The sequence below is a fragment of the Caulobacter sp. NIBR1757 genome (assembly GCF_027912495.1).
In the GTDB taxonomy this organism is placed as follows: domain Bacteria; phylum Pseudomonadota; class Alphaproteobacteria; order Caulobacterales; family Caulobacteraceae; genus Caulobacter.
Genome location: NZ_CP115463.1, coordinates 1,457,476 through 1,476,900, shown reverse-complemented (window position 1 = coordinate 1,476,900; position 19,425 = coordinate 1,457,476). Strand labels below are relative to the sequence as shown.

The window sequence follows — 19,425 nt, the reverse complement described above, 5'->3', positions numbered from 1 at the left end:
CATTATTAGTGCCAATTGTTTCGGGGGCGTCAAGCCGCCTGTTTGAAGTCGGGAGCAAACGCGGTGTCAGAAGGCGAGCCGGCCGGCGGCGTGATCCGCTATTTCCACCAGGCGGACGATCCCTACAGCCATCTGGCCGTGCAGCTGCTGCCGCGCCTGGCCGCCGCCTATGACGTGGCCGTCGAGGTCTTCCTGGTCCCGCCGCCCATCGACAGCGCCGCCCCCGACCGCGAGCGTCTGGCCGGCTGGAGCCTGCGCGACGCCGTCCGTCTGGCCGCCGCCCACCACCTGTCCCTGCCGACGGACGCCCACCAGCCGAGCGCCGAGCAGACCGCCATCGCCCAGCAGGCGCTGGCGGCGGCTCTGGGCGCGCCAGACTTCGCGGCCCGCGCCTTGGCTATCGGCGAGGCCCTGTGGCGCGGCGACGACCGCGCCCTCGAACGCTTCCCGCTGGCCCCGGCCGGCGAGGCCCTGGCCCAGGGCGAGGCCCGCCGGCTGGAGCTCGGCCACTACCTCGGCGCCACCTTCCATCACGGCGAGATGTGGTTCTGGGGCCCCGACCGGCTGCACTATCTGGAAGGCCAGCTGGCCGCCCACCGCCGCGCCGGGATGCAACCCGTCGCCCGGCTGATGCAGGAGGGCGCGGCGCCTGAAGTGCACAGCCCGGTCACCCTCGACTTCTTCGCCTCCTTCCGCAGCCCCTACACCTGGCTGGCCGCCCGCCGGGTGCGCGAACTGGCAGAGCGGTACGGCGCGACCCTGCGCCTGCGACCCGTCCTGCCGATGGTCATGCGCGGCCTGCCCGTTCCGCGTGAGAAGCAGGTCTACATCGTCCGCGACTGCTGGCGCGAAGCCATGCGCCTGGGCATCCCCTTCGGCCGCTCGGTCGATCCCGTCGGCCTCGGCGTCGAGCGCGGCATGGGGGTGCTGGGCCGGGCCATGGCGCTGGGCAAGGGCGTGGCTTTCGCCGAATCCTTCCTCGGCGGCGCCTTCTCCGAAGCCATCGACGCCACCACCGACGAGGGTCTGTGGACCATGGCCGAACGGGCAGGCCTGACCCGCGACGATGTCGTCGCCGGCCTGGCGGACGATAGCTGGCGCGCCATGGCCGAGGCCAACCGCCTGGAAATGCTCGAGCTTGGCCTGTGGGGCGTGCCATCGTTCCGGGTCGGCAATCTGCCCGGCCACTGGGGCCAGGACCGTCTGTGGGCGGTCGAAGAGGACCTCATCCGCCTCGCAAAGGAAGCCGCATGAAACGGATTGTCGCGCTCGTCGTCCTCGTCGTTCTGGCTGGCGGGGCCTGGATGTTCCGGGGCCCCATCGCGCTGAAGCTCAGCGACCGGGCCGTGGCCACCAACATGCAGGCGGACGCTGTCGCCGGCCTTCCCGACGGCTTGCACGCCTTCGTCTGCGGCTCCGGCTCGCCCCTGCCCGACCGCACCCGGGCCGGTCCCTGCCTGACCGTCATCGCCGGCCAGCGAGTCTTCCTGGTCGACGCCGGCGAGGGCGCGGCCGAGGTGCTGAGCGGCGGCGGCATTCCGGCCGGGCGCATCGACCGCCTGTTCCTGACCCACTTCCATTCGGACCACATCGACGGCCTCAGCGCCGTGGCCCTGCAGCGCTGGATCGGCAGCGCGGCGACCAAACCGCTACTGCTGGTCGGCCCGCCCGGCGTCGAGCGCCTCGCCGCCGGTTTCAGCGAGGCCTACGCCATCGACAATACCTACCGCACCGGTCACCACGGCGCCGCCGTCGCCCCGCCCTCCGGCGGCGGCTTCGCGGCCCAGGCCTTCGCCATGCCGGCCGGCCAGGACAGCGTCGTGGTGCTGAACGAAGGCGGGCTGAAGGTCACCGCCTTCCGCGTCGATCACGGCCCGGTCGACCCGGCCGTCGGCTACCGCTTCGAATACAAGGGCCGCAGCCTCGTCGTCAGCGGCGACACCTCGGCCAACCCTGGTCTGGTCGCCAACGCCAGGGGCGCGGACCTGCTGGTCCATGACGCCCTGTCGCCGGTGCTGGTCCGCCGCCTTAAGGCGGCCGCCACGAAGGCGGGACAGACAAACCGGGCCAAGATCCTGGAAGACATCATCAACTATCACGCCAGTCCCGAGGACGTGGCCCGCGAGGCCAAGGAGGCCGGGGTGAAGGCCGTGCTGCTGACCCACCTGGTGCCGCCGCTGCCCCTGCCGGGTCTCGACGTGCCGTTCGTCGGCAACGCCCGCAAGCTCTATGATGGACCGTTGTGGCTGGCCCGCGACCGTGACCTGATCAGCCTGCCGGCCGGATCGACGAAGATCGAACGCAAGCGGCTCGGCCGCTAAAGACAGACGTTGGGGAGGAACGAGATGAAAAAGCGCACCCTGTTTGGCCTGGCCGCCCTGGTGGCCCTGGGCGTCGGCGGCTACGTCGGCTTCCAGCACTTCAAGATCTATCTGCCGGGCATCATCGGCCGGATGAAGAATCCGATCGGACCCAACCAGGAAGTCACCTGGGCGCGTGGGCCGGCGACCCCACCGGCCGGCCAGCGGCCGCCGAACATCATCCTGATCGTCGCCGACGACCTCGGCATCAACGACACCACCGCCACCGGCACGGGCGTGGCCGGCAAGGTGCCGACCCCCCACATCGACAGCATCGCCAAAACCGGCGTGCGCTTCGCCAACGGCTATGCCGCCAACGCCACCTGCTCGCCCTCGCGGGCGGCGATGATGACCGGTCGCTACCCGACCCGCTTCGGCTTCGAATTCACCGCCGTGCCCAAGAGCTTCGCCCGCGAAGTCACCCACATGGGCGATGGACCGATCAAGCCGGTCTATTACGCTGATCGCGCCAAGGACATGCCGCCGGTCGAGAAGATGGGCGTGCCGGCCGAGGAGACCACCATCGCCGAGGCCCTGAAGGCCCAGGGCTACCGCACCCTCCACATCGGCAAATGGCACCTGGGCGAGTCGCCGGCCATGCAGCCGAACGGCCAGGGCTTTGACGACAGCCTGGCCATCCTGGCCGGCGCCGGCATGTTCCTCAAACCCAACGATCCGAACGTCGTCAACTCCAAGCAGGAGTTCGATCCGATCGACAAATACCTGTGGCCCAACCTGCCCTATTCGGTGCGCTGGAATGGCGGCAAGCCCTTCGAGCCCAAGGGCTATGTCACCGACTACTTCGGCGACGAAGCGGTCAAGGCCATCGACGCCAACGCCAACCGGCCCTTCTTCATGTACCTGGCCTTCAACGCTCCGCACACGCCCCTTCAGGCGACGAAGGCGGACTATGAGGCGCTGAAGGACATCCCAGACCACACCGAACGGGTCTACGGCGCGATGATCCGGGCCCTCGACCGCAACGTCGGAAAGGTCCTGGCAGAGCTCGACAAACAGGGCCTGGCCGAGAACACCATCGTCATCTTCACCAGCGACAACGGCGGGGCCAACTACATCGGCCTGCGCGACATCAACAAACCCTTCCGCGGCTGGAAGGCCACCTTCTTCGAAGGCGGCGTCAACGTGCCCTTCTTCATGAAGTGGCCCGGCCATGTGCAGCCCGGTCTGGTGTCGCCCAACCGCGCCATGCACATCGACATCTTCGCCACCGCCGCCCATGCGGCCGGGGGGCAGGTCGGGCCGAAGGTGGACGGGGTGGACCTTATGAGCCTGCTGTCGGGCAAGGCCACGCCGCGTCCGCTGTTCTTCCGCTCGGGCCACTACCGCTCGGTGATCGACGGCGACTGGAAGCTGCAGCTGTCGGAACGACCGAAGAAGGCCTGGCTGTTCAACCTGGCGGTCGATCCGACCGAGCAGAACAATCTGTCGACCACCGAACCGGCCCAGCTGGCGCGGCTGACGGCCTTGCTGAACGAGCAGGACCGCCGGGCGGGCAAACCCCTGTGGCCGGCCCTCGTCGAGGCCCCGTTCTTCATCGACGAGCCGCTGAACAAGGAGCGGAGCATGAAGGGCGAATACGTGATGTGGGCCAACTAGCCGCGCCCCGCGACGGCTTGCCCCGGAGACGACAACTGCTATCAGAGCGGCAGTATTGTTTCTCCGGGGGGAGTTCATCATGACCCGACACAGCCGCGCCGGCATCGCCGCGCTCGCCGCCGCCGCCGTGGCCTTCCAGGCCATCGCCCTGCCCGCCGCCGCCGCCGCGCCCGCCAAGGAAAAGCCCGACGGCTCGAGCTTCGTGCGCTGTGACGGCAAGGGCCGCCACATTTCGGCGGCCGAGGCCACGGCGATGATCTTCGCCATCACCGCCACCGCCGGCATCGTCGGCGGCCTGGTCGGCGGACCGGAGACGCCGGACGATTCCAAGCGGCTCAAGGGGGCCGAAGGCGTCGGCGCCTGCGACCAGGCGATTGCCGGCGAGACCGACCCCATCCGGCTGGTCCAGCTGACCCTGGCCAAGGCCGTGCACCAGCTGGAGGCCGGCGATCACGCCGGCGCTCTGGCGACCGCCGGCACGACCGAAACCCTGGCCGGCAAGAAGGCGACGGACCTTGGCTATCGCCGGTCGCTCGGCCTCTCTCGCCTGGAAATCGAGGCCGCTGCACTGCTGCGTCTCGGCCGCCCCGCCGAGGCCGAAGCCAAGGCCCTGGAAATGGCCCAGGCCTCGCGCTGGGACATCATCAATCTGCAGCGCGCCGCGCCCTATGTCGGGCTGACGGCGGAGATGACGCCGGCCAAGGCGGCCTTCTGGGACCAGTACACGCGGATGCTGCCGATCGTCATCCGCGACCGCCATGACGCCCGCCAATGGGCCGGCGACTGGGTGGGGTCGGCGCTCGACTACGAGGGGCTCTACCAGAACTTCCGCACCTTCCAGACCGAGCCCGAGGACGAGCCCGCCATCATGCTGGCCCGGCGGTCGGTGGCCTACATGATGGCCGGCGACCAGGCGAAGTCCAACGAGCTGGCGGCCAAGGCCCGCGCCGCCGCCGACAAGGCCATCGCCTCGGGCGAGTCGTTGAACACGGGGGATTCCGCCGCCAAGTCCGAGGAACTGCTCGACTTCCAGGCCGTCGGCCGCAACCTCGCCGAAGGCAAGGTCAAGGAAGCCCGGGCCCAGTTCGCGGCGCGCGGTCGCTGGCTGGCGCCCACCGCCCCGGCGGTCGCCCTGATGACCGAGCGGCTGCGGACCGGCGCGACCCCGGCCGAACTGACCGGTTCCCTGGCCCGCGACCCGGCGGCCATCCGCTCCGAAGCCCTGGCCGGCAAGGCCGGCGCGCTGATCGAGCGCACCGACAAGCCGGGGATGTTGTTCCGCTCCATTCGGGGCGTGATGACCAGCGGCTCCTGGACCTCGAACGCCTCGACAGTCTGGAAGGGCGGCAATCCGCCGCCGCTGTTCCTCAAGCGGACCGCCAAGGACAAGTATAAAGGCGACCTGATGTACGCCAGCCCGTACAGTTTCGTCGGATCCGCCGCCGGCGAGGCGCTGATCATGCATTGCGCGGTTACCGCCAAGACCCGCGGTCAGAAGGGCTGCATGCTCGCGCCCGTGCGCGACAAGCTCGAGGTCCTGAAGGTCGTCGTCGTCAGCCCGGGGCAGGACGGCGTCGTCCCGGAGTTGATCATCGACGCCGAGACGGCGATCGCCGAGCTGTCCTACGCCTTCCCCAAGCCGGTCAAACGCTAAGTCCCGCTCAGGGCCCCGACCCCGAGGATGGGCCCGGTCGGCGCGCCGGTCGGCGAACCGCCGGCGGGCTCCCGCGAGATGGCCAGCGCGGCGCCCCTGGCCTCGACCGGCAGGGCGGCGGCCAGCACGGTCGCGCCGTCTGCCTTCACCAGCCCGAGTGACCGGGGCGCGGAGCCATCGCCCGGCACCACCCAGAGTTCGAGCGACCGGGCTTGCTCGGCGGTCAGCGCCAGGGGCGTCACGACAATCCGCTTCAGGTCAGTGTCCACGGTGATGGCGGCCAGCTTCGGTCCACCGTCCGGCGCGGCGACCACGGCCGTCCATGGCGCGGTCGCGACTACGACCGGCGGTGGCTTCACGACCGGGTCGGGGTTCGGCGATACCAGAATGCCGATGGCGATGGCGCCCACCGCCACCGAGGCCGCCGTCAGGCCACGCCAGACGTCGATGCTGTTCCACCACTTGCTGTTGTCGTTGGCCGCGGTCGGGCCGAGGCGCAGGCGGATCGCCTCCCAGACCCGCTCCGGCGGGCGGATTTCGGGCACAAAATCGGCGAGGACCGCGAGACGCAGTTCCCAGGTCTCGACGGCGTCCGCGAAGGCCGCGTCGCTGCGTGCCAGGGCCTGGGCCTCGGCCCAGGCGTCGCCTTCGAGGACGCCAAGCGCATACTCGGCGGCCCGCAGGTCCTGGGGATGGGTGGGGCTGGGAACGCTCATGACTCCAGGCAAACCTTCAGATTCATCAAACCCTTGCGGATCCAGGTCTTGACGGTTCCAAGCGGCCGTCCGGCCGCCTCGGCAAGGTCGCTGTAGGACAGGCCGCCGAAGAAGGCGCGGCGGATCAGACCGGCGTGGTCAGGCTCGAGCCGATCGAGGCAGCCCTTGAGGCGGAGGCTTTCCTCGCTGTGGCTCAAGCTGCTTTCCGCATCGGGCGAGGGATCGGCCAGATCCATGGCGCCGTCGATCGGCCCGGAGCTGCGCACCACCCGCGCGCCCGAGGCCCGCAGGCGGTCGATGGCGCGGTTTCGGGCGACGGCGGCCAGCCAGGTAATCGGGCTGGCCTTGGCCGGATCGTAGGAAGCGGCCCGCTTCCAGACGGTCAGATAGACCTCCTGCAGAACCTCTTCCGCCTCGGCGTCGTCGCGGACAATGCGCAGGCAGACGCCGAACAGTTTGGCGGAGGTGGCGCGGTAGAGGTCGGCCATCGCGGCGCGGTCCCCGCTCGCGACATCGGCGAGCGTCCGTTTCAAGCGCTCTCGGTCCAGTTCGGTCTTCATGCCCCTCCCCAGGGTGTCTCGTCGCCGGCCCGGCGCGACGTGGTTCCTGGCGGAACCGGCGTATCCATGGGTCGTCGGGCTGGCGGCGTAACTCATGGTCACCAGATACGCTCCGAATTGACGTTCGGATTTGCCGAACTTTTTTCGCCTCGCCCCAAATCCGGTCGAACGGCGGCTGCGTAGCTTGGGGTGGGGAGATCAAGCCGGTCCAGCAGACGGCCTTCCCGACAACGCGGCGTCCGGGCCTTCGGGTCGGGGCGCGTACCTGCTCCAAGGCGCCGCCAGGGCGGGGCCGGCCACACTCCCCCCCGACGACCGGCCGGTCCCGCCCGCCCTCCCCGCGGATCAATCCCCGAAGGCGGTCTCGTCGCTGATCCCCGTCGCGCCCTCGCGCGCCGGCGGGAACCGGCCGAGGCTCGGCCGTTCGCGGTCGAAGCGGTTCATCACGTAGCGTTGGCCCGGATAGCGGTCGCCGATGTGGCGCAGGCCGCCCAGCGCGACCCCCGGTCCGTCGCCGCCGCCCATCATCATCATCACCGTGTCGCCATTAAGCGCCTGATCGAAGGTGGGCTGAGCCTCGCCCCGGCTCCAGTGGATCGCGGTATCGTAGTCGGTCAGCGCCCAACAGGTCAGGCCGACCACGGTCGTGTCATTCTCGACCGCCAGCACGTAGTGGCCGCGCTGGATGGCGCCCGAAACCGTGGCGATGATCGGGCCGAGCGGCATGCGGTCAAACGGCTTCTGGGCCGCAAGGAAGGTGATGGCCGCGGTGAAGGCGGTGTCCGGCCGACGAGCCCGGATGAAGGTCAGAGCCATGCGGGTTCCTTGAAGAAAATCAATGACCTGATCCTGCCCGCAAGGCTTGTCCCCGGTCACGGCTTTTATTTTTTCCTCGCCCCGCATCTTTTCCGCCGCGCCGGACGTACCTCCCGTTACTCGAATTTGTGCGACATTATGCCGCACCATTTTGGGCGCTTCGGACGGGGTCCGGGGCTGGGTGAGGAAACGGCGCCGCAAAGGCCCGCAGGAGCGTAACCAAAATGGCGAACATCACTGGCACGGCGGCGAACAACGCCCTTGTCGACACTTCCGGCGACGACACGATCGACGCGCAAGGCGGCAATGACACCATCACGGTGACCAGCGGCCGCGACACGGTCGATGGCGGCACGGGCCTCGACCTGCTGACCGTCTCCTACGCGGCCCTTACGGTGGCGATCATGAACAACGGCGAGAGCCAGTTCAACGAAGCCTCCGGCCTCGGCGCGACCAGTGTGACCTTCTCGAACATCGAGCGGTTCAATATCTCGACCGGCTCGGGCGACGACACCATCCGCACCTTCGTCCGCAACAGCTTCAGCGACAGCATCGTCACCTCCGGCAACGACCTGATCAACGGCGGGGCCGGCAATGACCGGCTGGCTGGCGGCGGCGGCAACGACTTCATCCGCGGCGGCGCGGGCGACGACATCCTCGACGGCGAAGGCTCGCTGACCGGGCTGTTCGACGGCAGCGTCCAGACCCTGACCTTCACCGGCGACGACCGCCTGCTCGGCGACGCCGGCAATGACACCCTCTACGGCGGGTCCGGAGACGATACCCTCGAAGGCGGCGCGGACAACGACTTCCTCGACGGCGACGCCTACGCCTTCACGGTCCGCGACGGCAGCCTGTTCGGCTCGGGCGTGACCATCACCCCGACCGACGTCGATGCCTCGACAGGCACGCATGACGACAGCCTTCTGGGCGGCGCCGGCGCCGACACCCTGGTCGTCCGCTTCGGCCGTGACACCGTCGATGGCGGCGCGGGTCTCGATACCCTGGTCGTCGACTATGAGGCCGCCACCTTCGGCGTCATCAACAACGGCGAGTTCCAGTTCAACAGCGCCACCGGCCTCAGCGCCACCAGCGTGCAGTTCGACAACGTCGAGCGCTTCGACGTCACCACCGGCTCCGCAGACGACAACATCCGCACCTTCGTGCGCGACAGCTTCGACAATGGCGCCATCGTCTCGGGCAACGATGTCATCCGCACCAACGGCGGCAACGACCGGGCCGGCGGCGGCGACGGCGCGGACCTGATCTACGGCGGTGACGGCAACGACTCCCTGGACGGCGACGGCGCCCTGATCGGCAAGGTCGGCGGCTTTGGCGGTTCGCGGATGACCTGGGTGTTCAGCGGCGACGACATGGTCTTCGGCGAAGGCGGCGACGACACCCTGTTCGGCGGCCTGGGCAGCGACATGCTGGACGGCGGCATCGGCAACGACAGCCTCTACGGCGACGCCTACGGCTACACCGCCACCGACGGCAGCGTCCTCGGCGGACCGTCGAGCACCATCTTCGCCACCGACGTCGATCCCACCGCCGGGACCACCATCGACACCCTGAACGGCGGTGACGGCGCCGACGTCCTCTACACCCGCTTCGGCGCCGACATCATCGACGGCGGCGCGGGGACCGACACCCTGGTCTACGATCGCACCGGCGCGACGACGGCGATGACGGTCGACATCACCACCGGCGCAGGCATGAGCACCGACGGCGTCGCCTTCAGCAGCATCGAACAACTGCGGGCGGTCGGTGGCAGCGGCGATGACGTCTTCACCGGCGGCGCGGGAGATGACACCTTCCGCGGCGGCGCGGGCAGCGACGTCATCAACGGCGGCGGCGGCAACGACACCGCGACCCTCAACCTGCAGAACGAGGCCGGCGCCGACAGCATCAACCTCGGGACCGGCGACGACACCGTGAACGTCAGCGCCGTCGCCGCCCGGCAGATCCGCGTCACCTTCACCAGCAGCGAGGCGGGCAACGGCAACGCCTTCGACTCGAACGGCTCGCCCCAGCAGGACGGCGGCCTTGCTGTCCGACTGCAGGCTGAGGACGCCGACGGCAACCTCACCGGCCTGATCACCCGCACCGACGATGAGGGCATCACCTTCGTCGATCCCGCCTTCGGCGCCACCTTCGATGTCCGTGACCTGGTCACCGGCGCCGCCCGCGGCGACCAGTTCCGGGCCGTCATTCTCGGGACCAGCGCCGGCGACGTGATCAATGGCATGGCCACGCCCGACTACATCAACGGCGGCATGGGCAATGACGTCATCAACGGCGGGACCAGCGACGACTTCCTGGTCGGCGGCGCCGGTGACGACACCCTGACCGGTGGGGACGGCTCCATCCTCGACGGAAACGACACCTTCCTCGGCGGCGGCGGCAACGACACCCTGTTCGGCGGCTTCGGAAACGACATCGCCATCTTCAACAGCTCGACCGACGGCGCCGACACCGTCAACCTCGGCGCGGGGGCCGACACCGTCAACGTCGCCGGGGCGGCAGGGCAGATCCGCCTGACCTTCACCAGCAGCGAAGTCGGCAACAACAACGCCAACGATTCCAACACCATGGCCAACCAGGACGGCGGTCTCGCCGTGCGCTTCCAGCGTGAAGACGGCGGCGACGGCCTCAGCGGTCCGGTCAGCCGCTCCGATGACGAAGGGATCACCTTCGTCGCCGGCGCCGGCCTGACCTTCGACGTCCGCGACCTGGTCAGCGGCGCGCAACGGGGCAACCAGTTCCGCACCGTGACGCTGGGCACGAGCCTCGGCGACACCTTCCTGGGCACAGCCGAGGCGGACTACATCAACGCCGGCATGGGCGATGACACCGTCTCCGGCGGCCTCGGCGCCGACTTCCTGGTCGGCGGCGCGGGCATCGACACCCTGAACGGCGACGACGGCGACGACAGCTTTATCGGCGGCGGCAGCGGCGACTTCATCTTCGGCGGCGTCGGCAATGACACGGCCAACGGCGGAGACGGCAACGACCGCATCGATGGCGGAACCGGCGCCGACAGCCTGCTGGGCGAGGCGGGTGACGATGTCCTCATCGGCGGGCTGGGCAACGACGCCCTCAACGGCGGCGACGGCAGCGACACCGCCGACTTCTCCGGCGCGGCCGGCGTGGTCAACGTCAACCTCAACGCCACGGGGGCCCAGAACACCGGGTCCGGCTCCGACACCCTGACCAGCATCGAGAACGTCATTGCCGCCGGCGGCAATGACAAGCTGACGGGCAACGCCCTGGCCAACAGCCTGGACGGCGGCGCGGGCAACGACACCCTCTCCGGCCAGGACGGCGCCGACATGCTGAAGGGCGGGCTCGGCAACGACAGCCTGTTCGGCGGCGATGGCGACGACGTCCTGATCGGCGGCGAGGGCCGGGACATCATGCAGGGCAACTTCGGCGCGGACACCTTCGTCTTCACCAGCCTTGCGGACAGCGTGGTCGGCGCCGGCCGCGACGTGGTCGCCGACTTCACGCGCGGGACGGAGCGGCTCGGGCCGGACCTGATCGATCTTCGCCAGATCGACGCCGTCACCGGCGGTTCGGACGACGCCTTCGCCTTCGTCGGCGCCTCGGCCTTCAGTGGTGTCGCCGGCCAGTTGCGGGTCTTCACCCAGAACGCGACCACCATGGTGATCGAGGGAGACGTCAATGGTGACGGTGTGGCTGACTTCCAGATCGGTGTCAGCACCGGCCTGACCCTGCAGGCCAGCGACTTCCTGCTCTAGGCCGTGACCGTACGGGCACAGCCCGGACACAGGCGCTGAGGCATAGTGCCTTTGCGCAGGCGAATCGCCTGGGCCCGCGGAACTCCCGCGGGCCCTTGTGATTTCAAAGACTTGCGAGATTGGCGCGGGAGGTAGCGGCTTGATCGACCAGGGCATGCGCAGCCTCGGACGTGGACTTTTTTGTCCGCGGGCGGCATAGGACCGCCGCCATGGCCTCCGCCCCCACATCCAACAGCCGCAGGGCCGATCTGGACTGGTTGCGCATCGGCGCGCTGGGCCTGCTCATCCTGTACCATGTGGGACTGGCCTACACCCCGTGGGACTGGCACCTGAACAGCAAACATCGCTTTGGTTTCATGGAGGAAGTCATCCTCCTGACCTCTCCCTGGCGTCTTACCCTGCTGTTCCTTGTCTCCGGCGCGGCGCTGCGGCTGATGAGCCTCAAGTACGACGCCAAGGCAGTGCTGAAGCAGCGCTTCGCCCGCCTGGCCCCGCCGCTGCTGTTCGGGACCCTGATCCTGGTGCCGCCGCAGGGCTGGGCCGAAACGGTGACCAAGGACGGCTATACAGGCAGCGTCGTCGACTGGTGGATCCGTGAGTTCAGCCTCAAGGGGATGGCCGACGGCATCGCCATCAACCACCTGTGGTTCGTGCTCTACATCGGCGCCTACAGCCTGGTCGCCGTGGCCCTGCTGACCCGGCCCGGCTGGATCGCCAGGGCCGAGGAATGGCTGGCGAAGACGCTCACCGGCTGGAAGCTGCTGGTCCTGCCGATCCTGTATCTCGCCATCGTCCGCCAGGGGCTGTTCCCCTGGTTCGGACTGAACAACCAGATCCAGCACGACTGGTACAACCACGCCTCCTCGCTCGGCGTCTTTCTGTTCGGCTTCCTGATCGTCGGCCAGGCCAGGATCTGGCAGGAGCTGGAACGGCTGCGTTTCATAGCCCTGCCGCTCGCTCTCGTCTCGGTCGGCTGCCTGATGGCCCTCCACGCCAGCCAGGACGGGGGGATCTTCGCCGGCTCGATCAAGAACACCATGTTCGCGATCACCCAATGGACCACGGTCTGCGCCGCCCTTGGTTTCGCCAGCCGCCATCTTCGCGCCGCCGATACGGCCGTGAAGCGCTATCTGAATGACGCCATCTTCCCGGTCTACATGGCCCACCAGACGATCCTGGTCATGGCCCTGTTCGTGCTGGCGCCCCTGGGCATGCCAGTCTGGGTCGAGGTCCCGCTTTTCATCACCATCACCTTCGCCGGCAGCCTGGCGGTCTATGAGGCGGTGCGCCGCATCAATCTGATCCGGCCGCTGTGGGGCCTCAAGCCCTTCGGTCCTAAGCTGCCGCCACCGGCCCGGGAACCTGAGATCACCACCATCGGCAACGACACCCCGCCGGTGAGCGAACCGCCCGGAGCGCGGGCGGCGTGATCCTCGACGACCTTGCCGCCCAGTTCGCCCCGGGCCAACGCTGGCGCCGCCGCCGGATCCTGCTGGTCATCGGCGTCGGCGCGCCGATCTTCGCCTTCCTGGCGGTGATCCTCGCGGCCCTGTCCTACCCCGGCTACAACAACGCCACCATGTACCTCAGCGACCTGGGCGGAGCGGCGGCCCCGCACCCCTGGCTGTTCAATGGCGGGGTGCTGATCAGCGGGTTCGGCGCGGCCGCGGCCGGGATCGGCTTCGGCCTGGCCGTGGTGGCCGTGGGCGGCCCGCGCATCGCGGCCGGCGGCCTGATCCTCTGTTTCGTCTTGGCCGGGATCGGCATGGTCGTCTCCGCCCTCATCCCCTGGCCCAACCCCTGGCACCTGCTGATCAACCTCGGCCTCGGCATCATCCTGGCCCCGCTGTTCCTGATCTGGGGGCTTTGGAAAATCGAGGGAATGGGGCGGCTGAAGCTGTTCCTCGGACTGGTCAGCCTGGCCAACCTGATGATGGCCCTGATCACCAACCACCGCATCTGGTACGGCATGGTGAACCCGCAGAACGTCGGCCATTGGGAGACGGCGTTCGCCATCCTGCTGGTCGGCTGGACGGGAATCGCCGCCTATGGTCTGGAGCGTCGGCTTTACCGTCTGGCGCAAGCGCCGGGTGAAGCGGACGTGTTCTGAACACCCCTTCGCCCCCGTCTGGTCACAGCCGTGCAGAGGCGATGCATTTTTGGGCGCCGATCGCTCCGGAAGCGATTTTCCCGCTTCCATCGCAGCGCAACATAACGTATCCGTGATAATCACGTTACCAGCCTCCGGCAGAGTCGGTTGGCGCGCTCTCCGGGGCGGGACGGACACCTTTTGACGGCGGTTCTCCGATGGATGGCACGAGCAATCTGGCCCTGCGCTACGAGCACGACGACAGCCGCGCCTACGCGCCGCTGGGCGAGCCCTGGCTGCCGGCGGAATCGCCGATGGACATGCCGCGCCAGTCGTTCGGCGCCGATGCTCCTAAACTCGCCAAGGCCCCCGTCACCTCCCCCGCCAACATCGGCGTCCGCCGCACCATCCTGTTCGCCGCCAGCTGGCTGCTGACTGCCCTGATCGCCGCCACCCCGCTGCAACTCTACATGCGCGACGGGTTCACGCCGCTGGAGTGGATCGCGCTCGGCCTGTTCGTGACCCTGGTCTCGGCCGTCTCGACCTGGTTCTGCAGCGCCGTCGCCGGCTTCTGGGTTCTGAAGAACCGCAAGGAAGACATCTTCGACTTCCCGGCCATCGTCCCGGCCCCGCGCGTCAAGACGGCGCTGCTGATGCCGCTCTACAACGAAGACCCGGCCGCCACCCTGGCCCGCCTGGCCAGGATCGAGCGCTCGCTGAGCATGCTGGGCGTCGCCCACTGGTTCGACCTCTTCGTGCTGAGCGACACCACCAACGAGGCCATCGCCGCCCAGGAGCGCGTGCAGTTCTCGGCCCTGCGCGCCCGCAGCCGCTGCGCCACCTACTACCGCCGCCGGCCCAAGAACATCGAGCGCAAGGCCGGCAACATCAGCGACTGGGTCACCCGCTGGGGCGGCGCCTATGAGCACATGATCATCCTCGACGCCGACAGCGTGATGAGCGGCGAGACCGTCGTGAAGCTGGTCGACGCCATGGAGCGCCACCCGGGCATGGGCCTGCTGCAGACCACCCCGGTGATCATCGGCGCCGAGACCCTCTACGCCCGCGCCCAGCAGTTCAGCGTCCGCATGTTCGGCAAGGTCGCTTCCGCCGGCCTCGCCTGGTGGACCGGCGCCGAGAGCAGCTACTGGGGCCATAACGCCATCGTCCGGGTGAAGGCCTTCGCCTCCTGCTCGGGCCTGCCCGTCCTGCCCGGCAAGAAGCCCTTCGGCGGCCACATCCTCAGCCACGACGTGGTCGAGGCGGCCCTGCTGCGTCGCGGCGGCTGGGCGGTGCACGTCACTCCGGTGCTCGACGGCTCGACCGAAGAGACCCCGCCCTCGATGATCGAGTTCATGAAGCGCGACCGCCGCTGGGCGCAGGGCAACCTGCAGCACCTCGGCCTGCTGTTCGCGCCGGGCCTGCACCCGATCAGCCGCCTGCAGCTGTTCTTCGGCATGCTCTGCTACCTCGTCTCGCCGATCTGGCTGCTGAGCCTGATCGTCGGCCTCGGCATCCAGGCCCAGATCACCCTGACCATGCCCGAGTACTGGCGCCTGCTGGCGCCGGTGAAGTACGACCCCATCATCTGGGCCTCGCTGCTGACCGTCCTGATGCTGATCGGTCCCAAGATCCTCGGCCTGGCCCTGACCCTCAGCCGCCCCGAAGAGCGCGCCAAGTTCGGCGGCGCCTTCGCCATCCTCAAGAGCGCCGCCTTCGAGACCGCCTACTCGGCCGTCATGGCCCCGGTGATGATGGTCGGCCACAGCCGCATCGTCTTCGAGGTGCTGATGGGCCGCGACGCCGGCTGGTCGACCCAGACCCGCGAAGGCGAGACCCTTAGCTACAAGGACGCCTTCCGCGCCCACCGCTGGGAGATCAACACCGGCCTGCTGTTCGCCAGCATGCTGCTGCTGGCCCCCAACCTGACCATCTGGTTCGCCCCCATCATCCTGCCGCTGATCGCCTCGCCGTTCATCGCCGTGGCCACCAGCCGCAAGGACCTGGGCGCCTGGGCCGGCCGCATGGGCCTGCTGGTCACCCCGGAAGAAGTGACCGAGCGCAGCGAAGCGCTGGGCGCGCAGATCCACCAGCTGTTCCCGGTGGTAGATGACCGTCACGGGCCGGTGGCCAACATGGATGTGCCGGAAACCTCGGTGTTCTGGCCCAACCTGATCGCCACCCAACGGCGGGCCGTGCCGGCCTCGGCGACGGTGCACTGACACCGTCCCTCCCCGAATGGGGAGGGCAGGCGCGCGTTGCGCGCCGGGTGGGGCAGTGGGTCACTGGCGCCCGGCCGGTTTGTCTTCTCAGTGCTTAATCTCGAAAGTCAGTGGCCGACTTCCCCACCCGACGCGCGTAACCGCGCGTCTACCCTCCCCATTCGGGGAGGGAGGGTTAAGCCGTCTTCGCGAGCTTCTCTTTCTTCTTCCGGGCCTTCTTCTCGGCCTTCTCGGCCTTCGGAAGCTTGACCTTCTTCACCCGCGCCTCGCCGGCCGCCAGGATTTCCAGCGCCTCCAGCAGGCCATCGCGCTTGCCCTTGGGCAGCAGGGCCATCAGGGCGGCGTCGGCGGCGGCGGTCTTGGGGCCGATCGACTCCAGGGCCTCTCGGCCGGCGTCGGTCAGGCGCACGGCGTTGGCCCGGGCGTCGAGCGCCGAGCGCTCCCGCGCCAGCAGGCCTTTGTCGATCATCCGGGCGACCATGTCGGCCAGGGTCGAGCGGTCGATGCCGGTGGAGGCGACCAGGTCGGCCTGGGCGGCGCCTTCCTTCTCGGCGACGGCGGCGAGCACGGCGTGCTGGCGTTGGGTCACCGCTCCGGGGCCGGCCTCGGCGGCGTAGAGATCGAGCGCGCGCTGGGCCGCCCGATGCAGCAGGTGGCCCACCGAAGCGGCGGCCCGCTTGCCCGACTTGTCTTTCGCCATAATCCCCTCCGGTTCATTGACCGCGTGCGGAGCTTAATCGGCCTCGGTGTAGGTTTGACGACAGATCATTCAATGATCGGCGGGGCGGCCGTCGCCTCCTCCGGATCGACGGGGGCCTCGGACTCCTTCATCCCGCGCATGATCAGCGGGGCCTGGCTGAGGGAGAAGAGAACCGTCAGCCCCAGGATGCCGAACACCTTGAAGGTCGCCCAGACGCCCTCGTCGAAGTTGCGCCAGACGATTTCGTTGAGGATGGCGATGGCCAGGAAGAACAGGCCGTAGCGCAGGGTGAAGGTGCGCCAGACCGCGTCGCTCATCACCAGCTCCGAGCCCATCAGCATCTTCAGAACATTCTTCTTCGCCACCAGCCCGCCGAGCAAGATGACCGCGAACAGGGTCATGGTGATGGTCGGCTTGAGCTTCAGGAAGATCGGGTCCTTGAAGAAGACCGTCAGGGAGCCGAACACCAGGGCCAGGACCCCGGAGATCAGCGGCATCGGCGCCAGGCGCTTTTCGGCGACGTAGCCGACCACCAGGGCGACAGCCGAGCCGGCCACCAGCCACCAGGCGGCGGCGACCAGGCTGTGGGTGACCAGATAGCCGATGAAGAAGGCCAGCAGGCCGCCGAAGTCGACGGCGGTGCGGATCCAGCCGTGGGACTTCTTCTTGTCGGGTGTGGCGGACGGTTCGGTCATGGGTTTTCCTTTAGGCGTCCAGCCCGACCAGGGACCGGGAAAACGCCCGGGCGTCGAAAGGTTGCAGATCGTCGATGCCCTCGCCGACGCCGATCAGCTTGATGGGGCTGTCGGAGGCCTGCGCGACGGGGACCAGCACGCCGCCGCGGGCGGTGCCGTCCAGCTTGGTCATGACGATGCCGGAGACGCCGATCTGGTTGCCGAACAGGTTTTCCTGGCTGAGCGCGTTGCGCCCGACCGTGGCGTCGAGGACCAGCAGAGTCTCATGCGGCGCATCCGGATCGACCTTCTTCAGGACGCGGATGACCTTCAGGAGTTCGTCCATCAGCCCCTGCTTGTTCTGCAGCCGGCCGGCGGTATCGATGAGGACCACATCGTAGCCATCCGCCCTGGCCTTCTCGACCGCGTCGAACGCCAGGCCCGCGGCGTCGGCCCCGGTCGGACGGCTCATGAAGTCGGCGCCGGCTCGGGTGGCCCAGACCTGCAGCTGTTCGACGGCGGCGGCGCGGAAGGTGTCGCCGGCGACGATCAGCACCCTGGCCCCCCTGGACGTCAGGTCGGCGGCGATCTTGCCCAGCGTGGTGGTCTTGCCCGAGCCGTTCACGCCGATGAACAGCACGACGTAGGGTTTGGGGCCCGACAGCGGGTCGAAGGCCCCTTCCCGGCTGATCAGTTCCCTGGTCACCAGCTCGGCGAGGGCTTCCTTGACCTCCTGGTCGGAGACGGACTTGCCGAACTTGGCGTCGCTGAAGGCCTGGGTGATGCGGCCGGCGGCGTGGGGGCCGAGGTCGGCCTCGATCAGCATCTCCTCCAGCTCGTCGAGCTGGGCCTGGTCGAGGGGCCTGCGGAAGATTTCGGTGACCTGCTGGGTCATCGCCTGCGAGGAGCGGGAGAGCCCGCTGGTCAGGCGCTGGAACCAGCCTTGTTTTTGTTCAGCCATGGGCGGGGTTTAGCCTGCGGCGCGGGGCAGGTCACGCCCGGCGAGGGGGCGGCGCCTACGGTTTCTCGTCGAAGCGGGAGTCTAGCATGGGAGCGGTCACCCGGCGAGGCGGCAAGTGACGGAAAAGACTGTGATATCCGGGTTGCGGTCGCGGCTGGGATTGTTGGCGCCGGCGTAGGCATGGCGTTGAGGCGGGCGCGGGGAATGTTGGCGCCCGGCGCCTACGATGTGAGACGGGGCCCGGAGGGGCGAAAAAGGTTCGAAATAATATTCTCCGGGTAAAATTATCGACCTTTGCGCGGAATCGGCAGCGACAGCATGTCGGCGATCTCCTCGTCGGTATTGACCGCGACGATGGCCTTGAGGGTGCGGTCGGTCAGCGCTTCGGGGCCGTCCGGCCGGCCGAGCAGCCGGGCCAGCTTCACGGCCCATTTGTGCATCCGCAGATCGACGACGTCTCCCATGGGGCGAGCCTGCGCTCTGGCGTCTGGGCTTTCAAGCCGGCGCGGCTTAGGAATTGGCCATGCAGCCGACCCTGCCCAACCTCGAAACGGCCTTCCTGCTGTTCGACTACGCCGCCGTGCTGGTGTTCGGCGCGACCGGGGCGTTGGCGGCGGCGCGGCGGGGGCATGACATCGTCACCTTCGCCTTCTTCGCGGCGATGACCGGGGTGGGCGGCGGGACCCTGCGCGACCTGTTGATCGGGGCGCCGGTGTTCTGGATCAACAGCCCCGGCTACCTGCTGGCCTGTATCGCGGCGGCGGTGATCGTCTGGATGGTCGGGCGGCGGACCTGGCGGATGAGCGCCCTGCTCTGGCTTGATGCCGTCGGGATGGCGGCCTACTGCATCGTCGGGGCCGCCAAGGCGCTGTCGCTGGGGGTGCATCCGGCCTCGGCCGTGGTCATGGGGATGATGACGGCCTGCTTCGGCGGGGTGCTGCGCGACGTGGTGGCCGGCGAGCCGTCGGTGCTGTTGCAGCGGGAGATCTATGTGACGGCGACGATCCTGGGCGCGACGGTGTTCGTGGTGCTGGCCGTGCTGGGGGTGGACCGGATTTTGGCGGGGGTCATCGGGTTCGGCTGTGCGTTTGCGCTGAGGGGGGCGGCGATCCGCTGGAAACTGGGGCTGCCGGGGTTTGATGGGCGGGAGCCGCCGCCGGAGCGCTGACCTCCCTCCCCGAATTGGGGAGGGCAGGCGCGCGTTGCGCGCCGGGTGGGGAAGTGGGTCACCGGCCCCGGCCGGTTAGGCTTCTCAGCGCCTGGCCTCAAACGTCAGTGACCGAGTTCCCCACCCG

The 19,425-nt window shown here is 68.7% G+C and carries 16 protein-coding genes; 9 read left to right on the top strand and 7 right to left on the bottom strand.

Going from position 1 to position 19,425, the window contains the following annotated elements; genetic code table 11:
• Positions 1–63: 63 nt before the first annotated feature.
• The 4 genes from O5I81_RS07175 to O5I81_RS07160 all read left to right on the top strand — a co-directional run bounded on the left by O5I81_RS07175 (position 64) and on the right by O5I81_RS07160 (position 5,631).
• Positions 64–1,254 (top strand): DsbA family protein, encoded by a 1,191-nt coding sequence (locus O5I81_RS07175; protein WP_271068262.1) that lies wholly within the window; start codon positions 64–66, stop codon positions 1,252–1,254.
• Entirely contained in the window at positions 1,251–2,321 is a 1,071-nt protein-coding gene (locus O5I81_RS07170) for an MBL fold metallo-hydrolase (protein ID WP_271068261.1), read from the top strand. The genes O5I81_RS07175 and O5I81_RS07170 overlap by 4 nt, the downstream gene beginning before the upstream one ends.
• A 24-nt stretch (positions 2,322–2,345) precedes the next feature.
• Entirely contained in the window at positions 2,346–3,977 is a 1,632-nt protein-coding gene (locus O5I81_RS07165) for a sulfatase-like hydrolase/transferase (RefSeq protein ID WP_271068260.1), read from the top strand.
• 79 nt (positions 3,978–4,056) lie between these two features.
• On the top strand, positions 4,057–5,631 hold the full coding sequence (locus O5I81_RS07160) for a hypothetical protein (protein ID WP_271068259.1): 1,575 nt from the start codon (positions 4,057–4,059) through the stop codon (positions 5,629–5,631).
• Here O5I81_RS07160 and O5I81_RS07155 read toward each other — a convergent pair.
• The 3 genes from O5I81_RS07155 to O5I81_RS07145 all read right to left on the bottom strand — a co-directional run bounded on the left by O5I81_RS07155 (position 5,628) and on the right by O5I81_RS07145 (position 7,723).
• Positions 5,628–6,347: an anti-sigma factor gene (locus tag O5I81_RS07155; protein WP_271068258.1), complete on the bottom strand. Its 720-nt coding sequence runs from the start codon at positions 6,345–6,347 to the stop codon at positions 5,628–5,630. The two genes, O5I81_RS07160 and O5I81_RS07155, sit on opposite strands and share 4 nt — an antisense overlap.
• On the bottom strand, positions 6,344–6,907 hold the full coding sequence (locus tag O5I81_RS07150) for a sigma-70 family RNA polymerase sigma factor (protein WP_271068257.1): 564 nt from the start codon (positions 6,905–6,907) through the stop codon (positions 6,344–6,346). The genes O5I81_RS07155 and O5I81_RS07150 overlap by 4 nt, the downstream gene beginning before the upstream one ends.
• A gap of 345 nt (positions 6,908–7,252) precedes the next feature.
• Positions 7,253–7,723 carry a hypothetical protein gene (locus O5I81_RS07145; RefSeq protein WP_271068256.1) on the bottom strand — a complete coding sequence of 157 codons (471 nt, stop codon included), beginning with the start codon at positions 7,721–7,723 and terminating at the stop codon, positions 7,253–7,255.
• A 224-nt stretch (positions 7,724–7,947) separates the two neighbouring features.
• Here O5I81_RS07145 and O5I81_RS07140 point away from each other — a divergent pair, with 224 nt between their 5' ends.
• From O5I81_RS07140 to mdoH, 4 genes are all read left to right on the top strand, one after another.
• The gene (locus O5I81_RS07140; protein WP_271068255.1) at positions 7,948–11,484 is read left to right on the top strand and encodes a hypothetical protein; all 3,537 of its coding nucleotides are present in this window, start codon (positions 7,948–7,950) and stop codon (positions 11,482–11,484) included.
• A 209-nt stretch (positions 11,485–11,693) separates the two neighbouring features.
• Positions 11,694–12,914 carry an acyltransferase family protein gene (locus O5I81_RS07135; protein ID WP_271068254.1) on the top strand — a complete coding sequence of 407 codons (1,221 nt, stop codon included), beginning with the start codon at positions 11,694–11,696 and terminating at the stop codon, positions 12,912–12,914.
• Complete coding sequence (locus tag O5I81_RS07130; protein WP_271068253.1) at positions 12,911–13,594, top strand: DUF998 domain-containing protein; 684 nt, start codon at positions 12,911–12,913, stop codon at positions 13,592–13,594. Before O5I81_RS07135 ends, O5I81_RS07130 begins: the two co-directional genes overlap by 4 nt.
• A 197-nt stretch (positions 13,595–13,791) precedes the next feature.
• The gene (gene mdoH, locus O5I81_RS07125) at positions 13,792–15,795 is read left to right on the top strand and encodes a glucans biosynthesis glucosyltransferase MdoH (protein WP_271068252.1); all 2,004 of its coding nucleotides are present in this window, start codon (positions 13,792–13,794) and stop codon (positions 15,793–15,795) included.
• A gap of 175 nt (positions 15,796–15,970) precedes the next feature.
• On the opposite strand, the gene O5I81_RS07120 is transcribed toward mdoH, so the two are convergent.
• From O5I81_RS07120 to O5I81_RS07105, 4 genes are all read right to left on the bottom strand, one after another.
• Positions 15,971–16,495, bottom strand: a complete 525-nt coding sequence (locus O5I81_RS07120) for a MarR family transcriptional regulator (RefSeq protein WP_271068251.1) — start codon at positions 16,493–16,495, stop codon at positions 15,971–15,973.
• Between the two features lie 65 nt (positions 16,496–16,560).
• On the bottom strand, positions 16,561–17,190 hold the full coding sequence (locus tag O5I81_RS07115; RefSeq protein ID WP_271068250.1) for an inner membrane-spanning protein YciB: 630 nt from the start codon (positions 17,188–17,190) through the stop codon (positions 16,561–16,563).
• Between the two features lie 10 nt (positions 17,191–17,200).
• A complete protein-coding gene (gene ftsY, locus O5I81_RS07110; RefSeq protein ID WP_271068249.1) occupies positions 17,201–18,130 on the bottom strand; it encodes a signal recognition particle-docking protein FtsY in 930 nt (309 codons plus the stop codon).
• 284 nt (positions 18,131–18,414) lie between these two features.
• Positions 18,415–18,594, bottom strand: a complete 180-nt coding sequence (locus tag O5I81_RS07105; RefSeq protein ID WP_271068248.1) for a hypothetical protein — start codon at positions 18,592–18,594, stop codon at positions 18,415–18,417.
• A 59-nt stretch (positions 18,595–18,653) separates the two neighbouring features.
• On the opposite strand from O5I81_RS07105, the gene O5I81_RS07100 reads away from it, so the two are divergent.
• Positions 18,654–19,298, top strand: coding sequence for a trimeric intracellular cation channel family protein (locus tag O5I81_RS07100; RefSeq protein ID WP_271068247.1), 645 nt, complete (start codon positions 18,654–18,656; stop codon positions 19,296–19,298).
• Positions 19,299–19,425 lie beyond the last annotated feature (127 nt).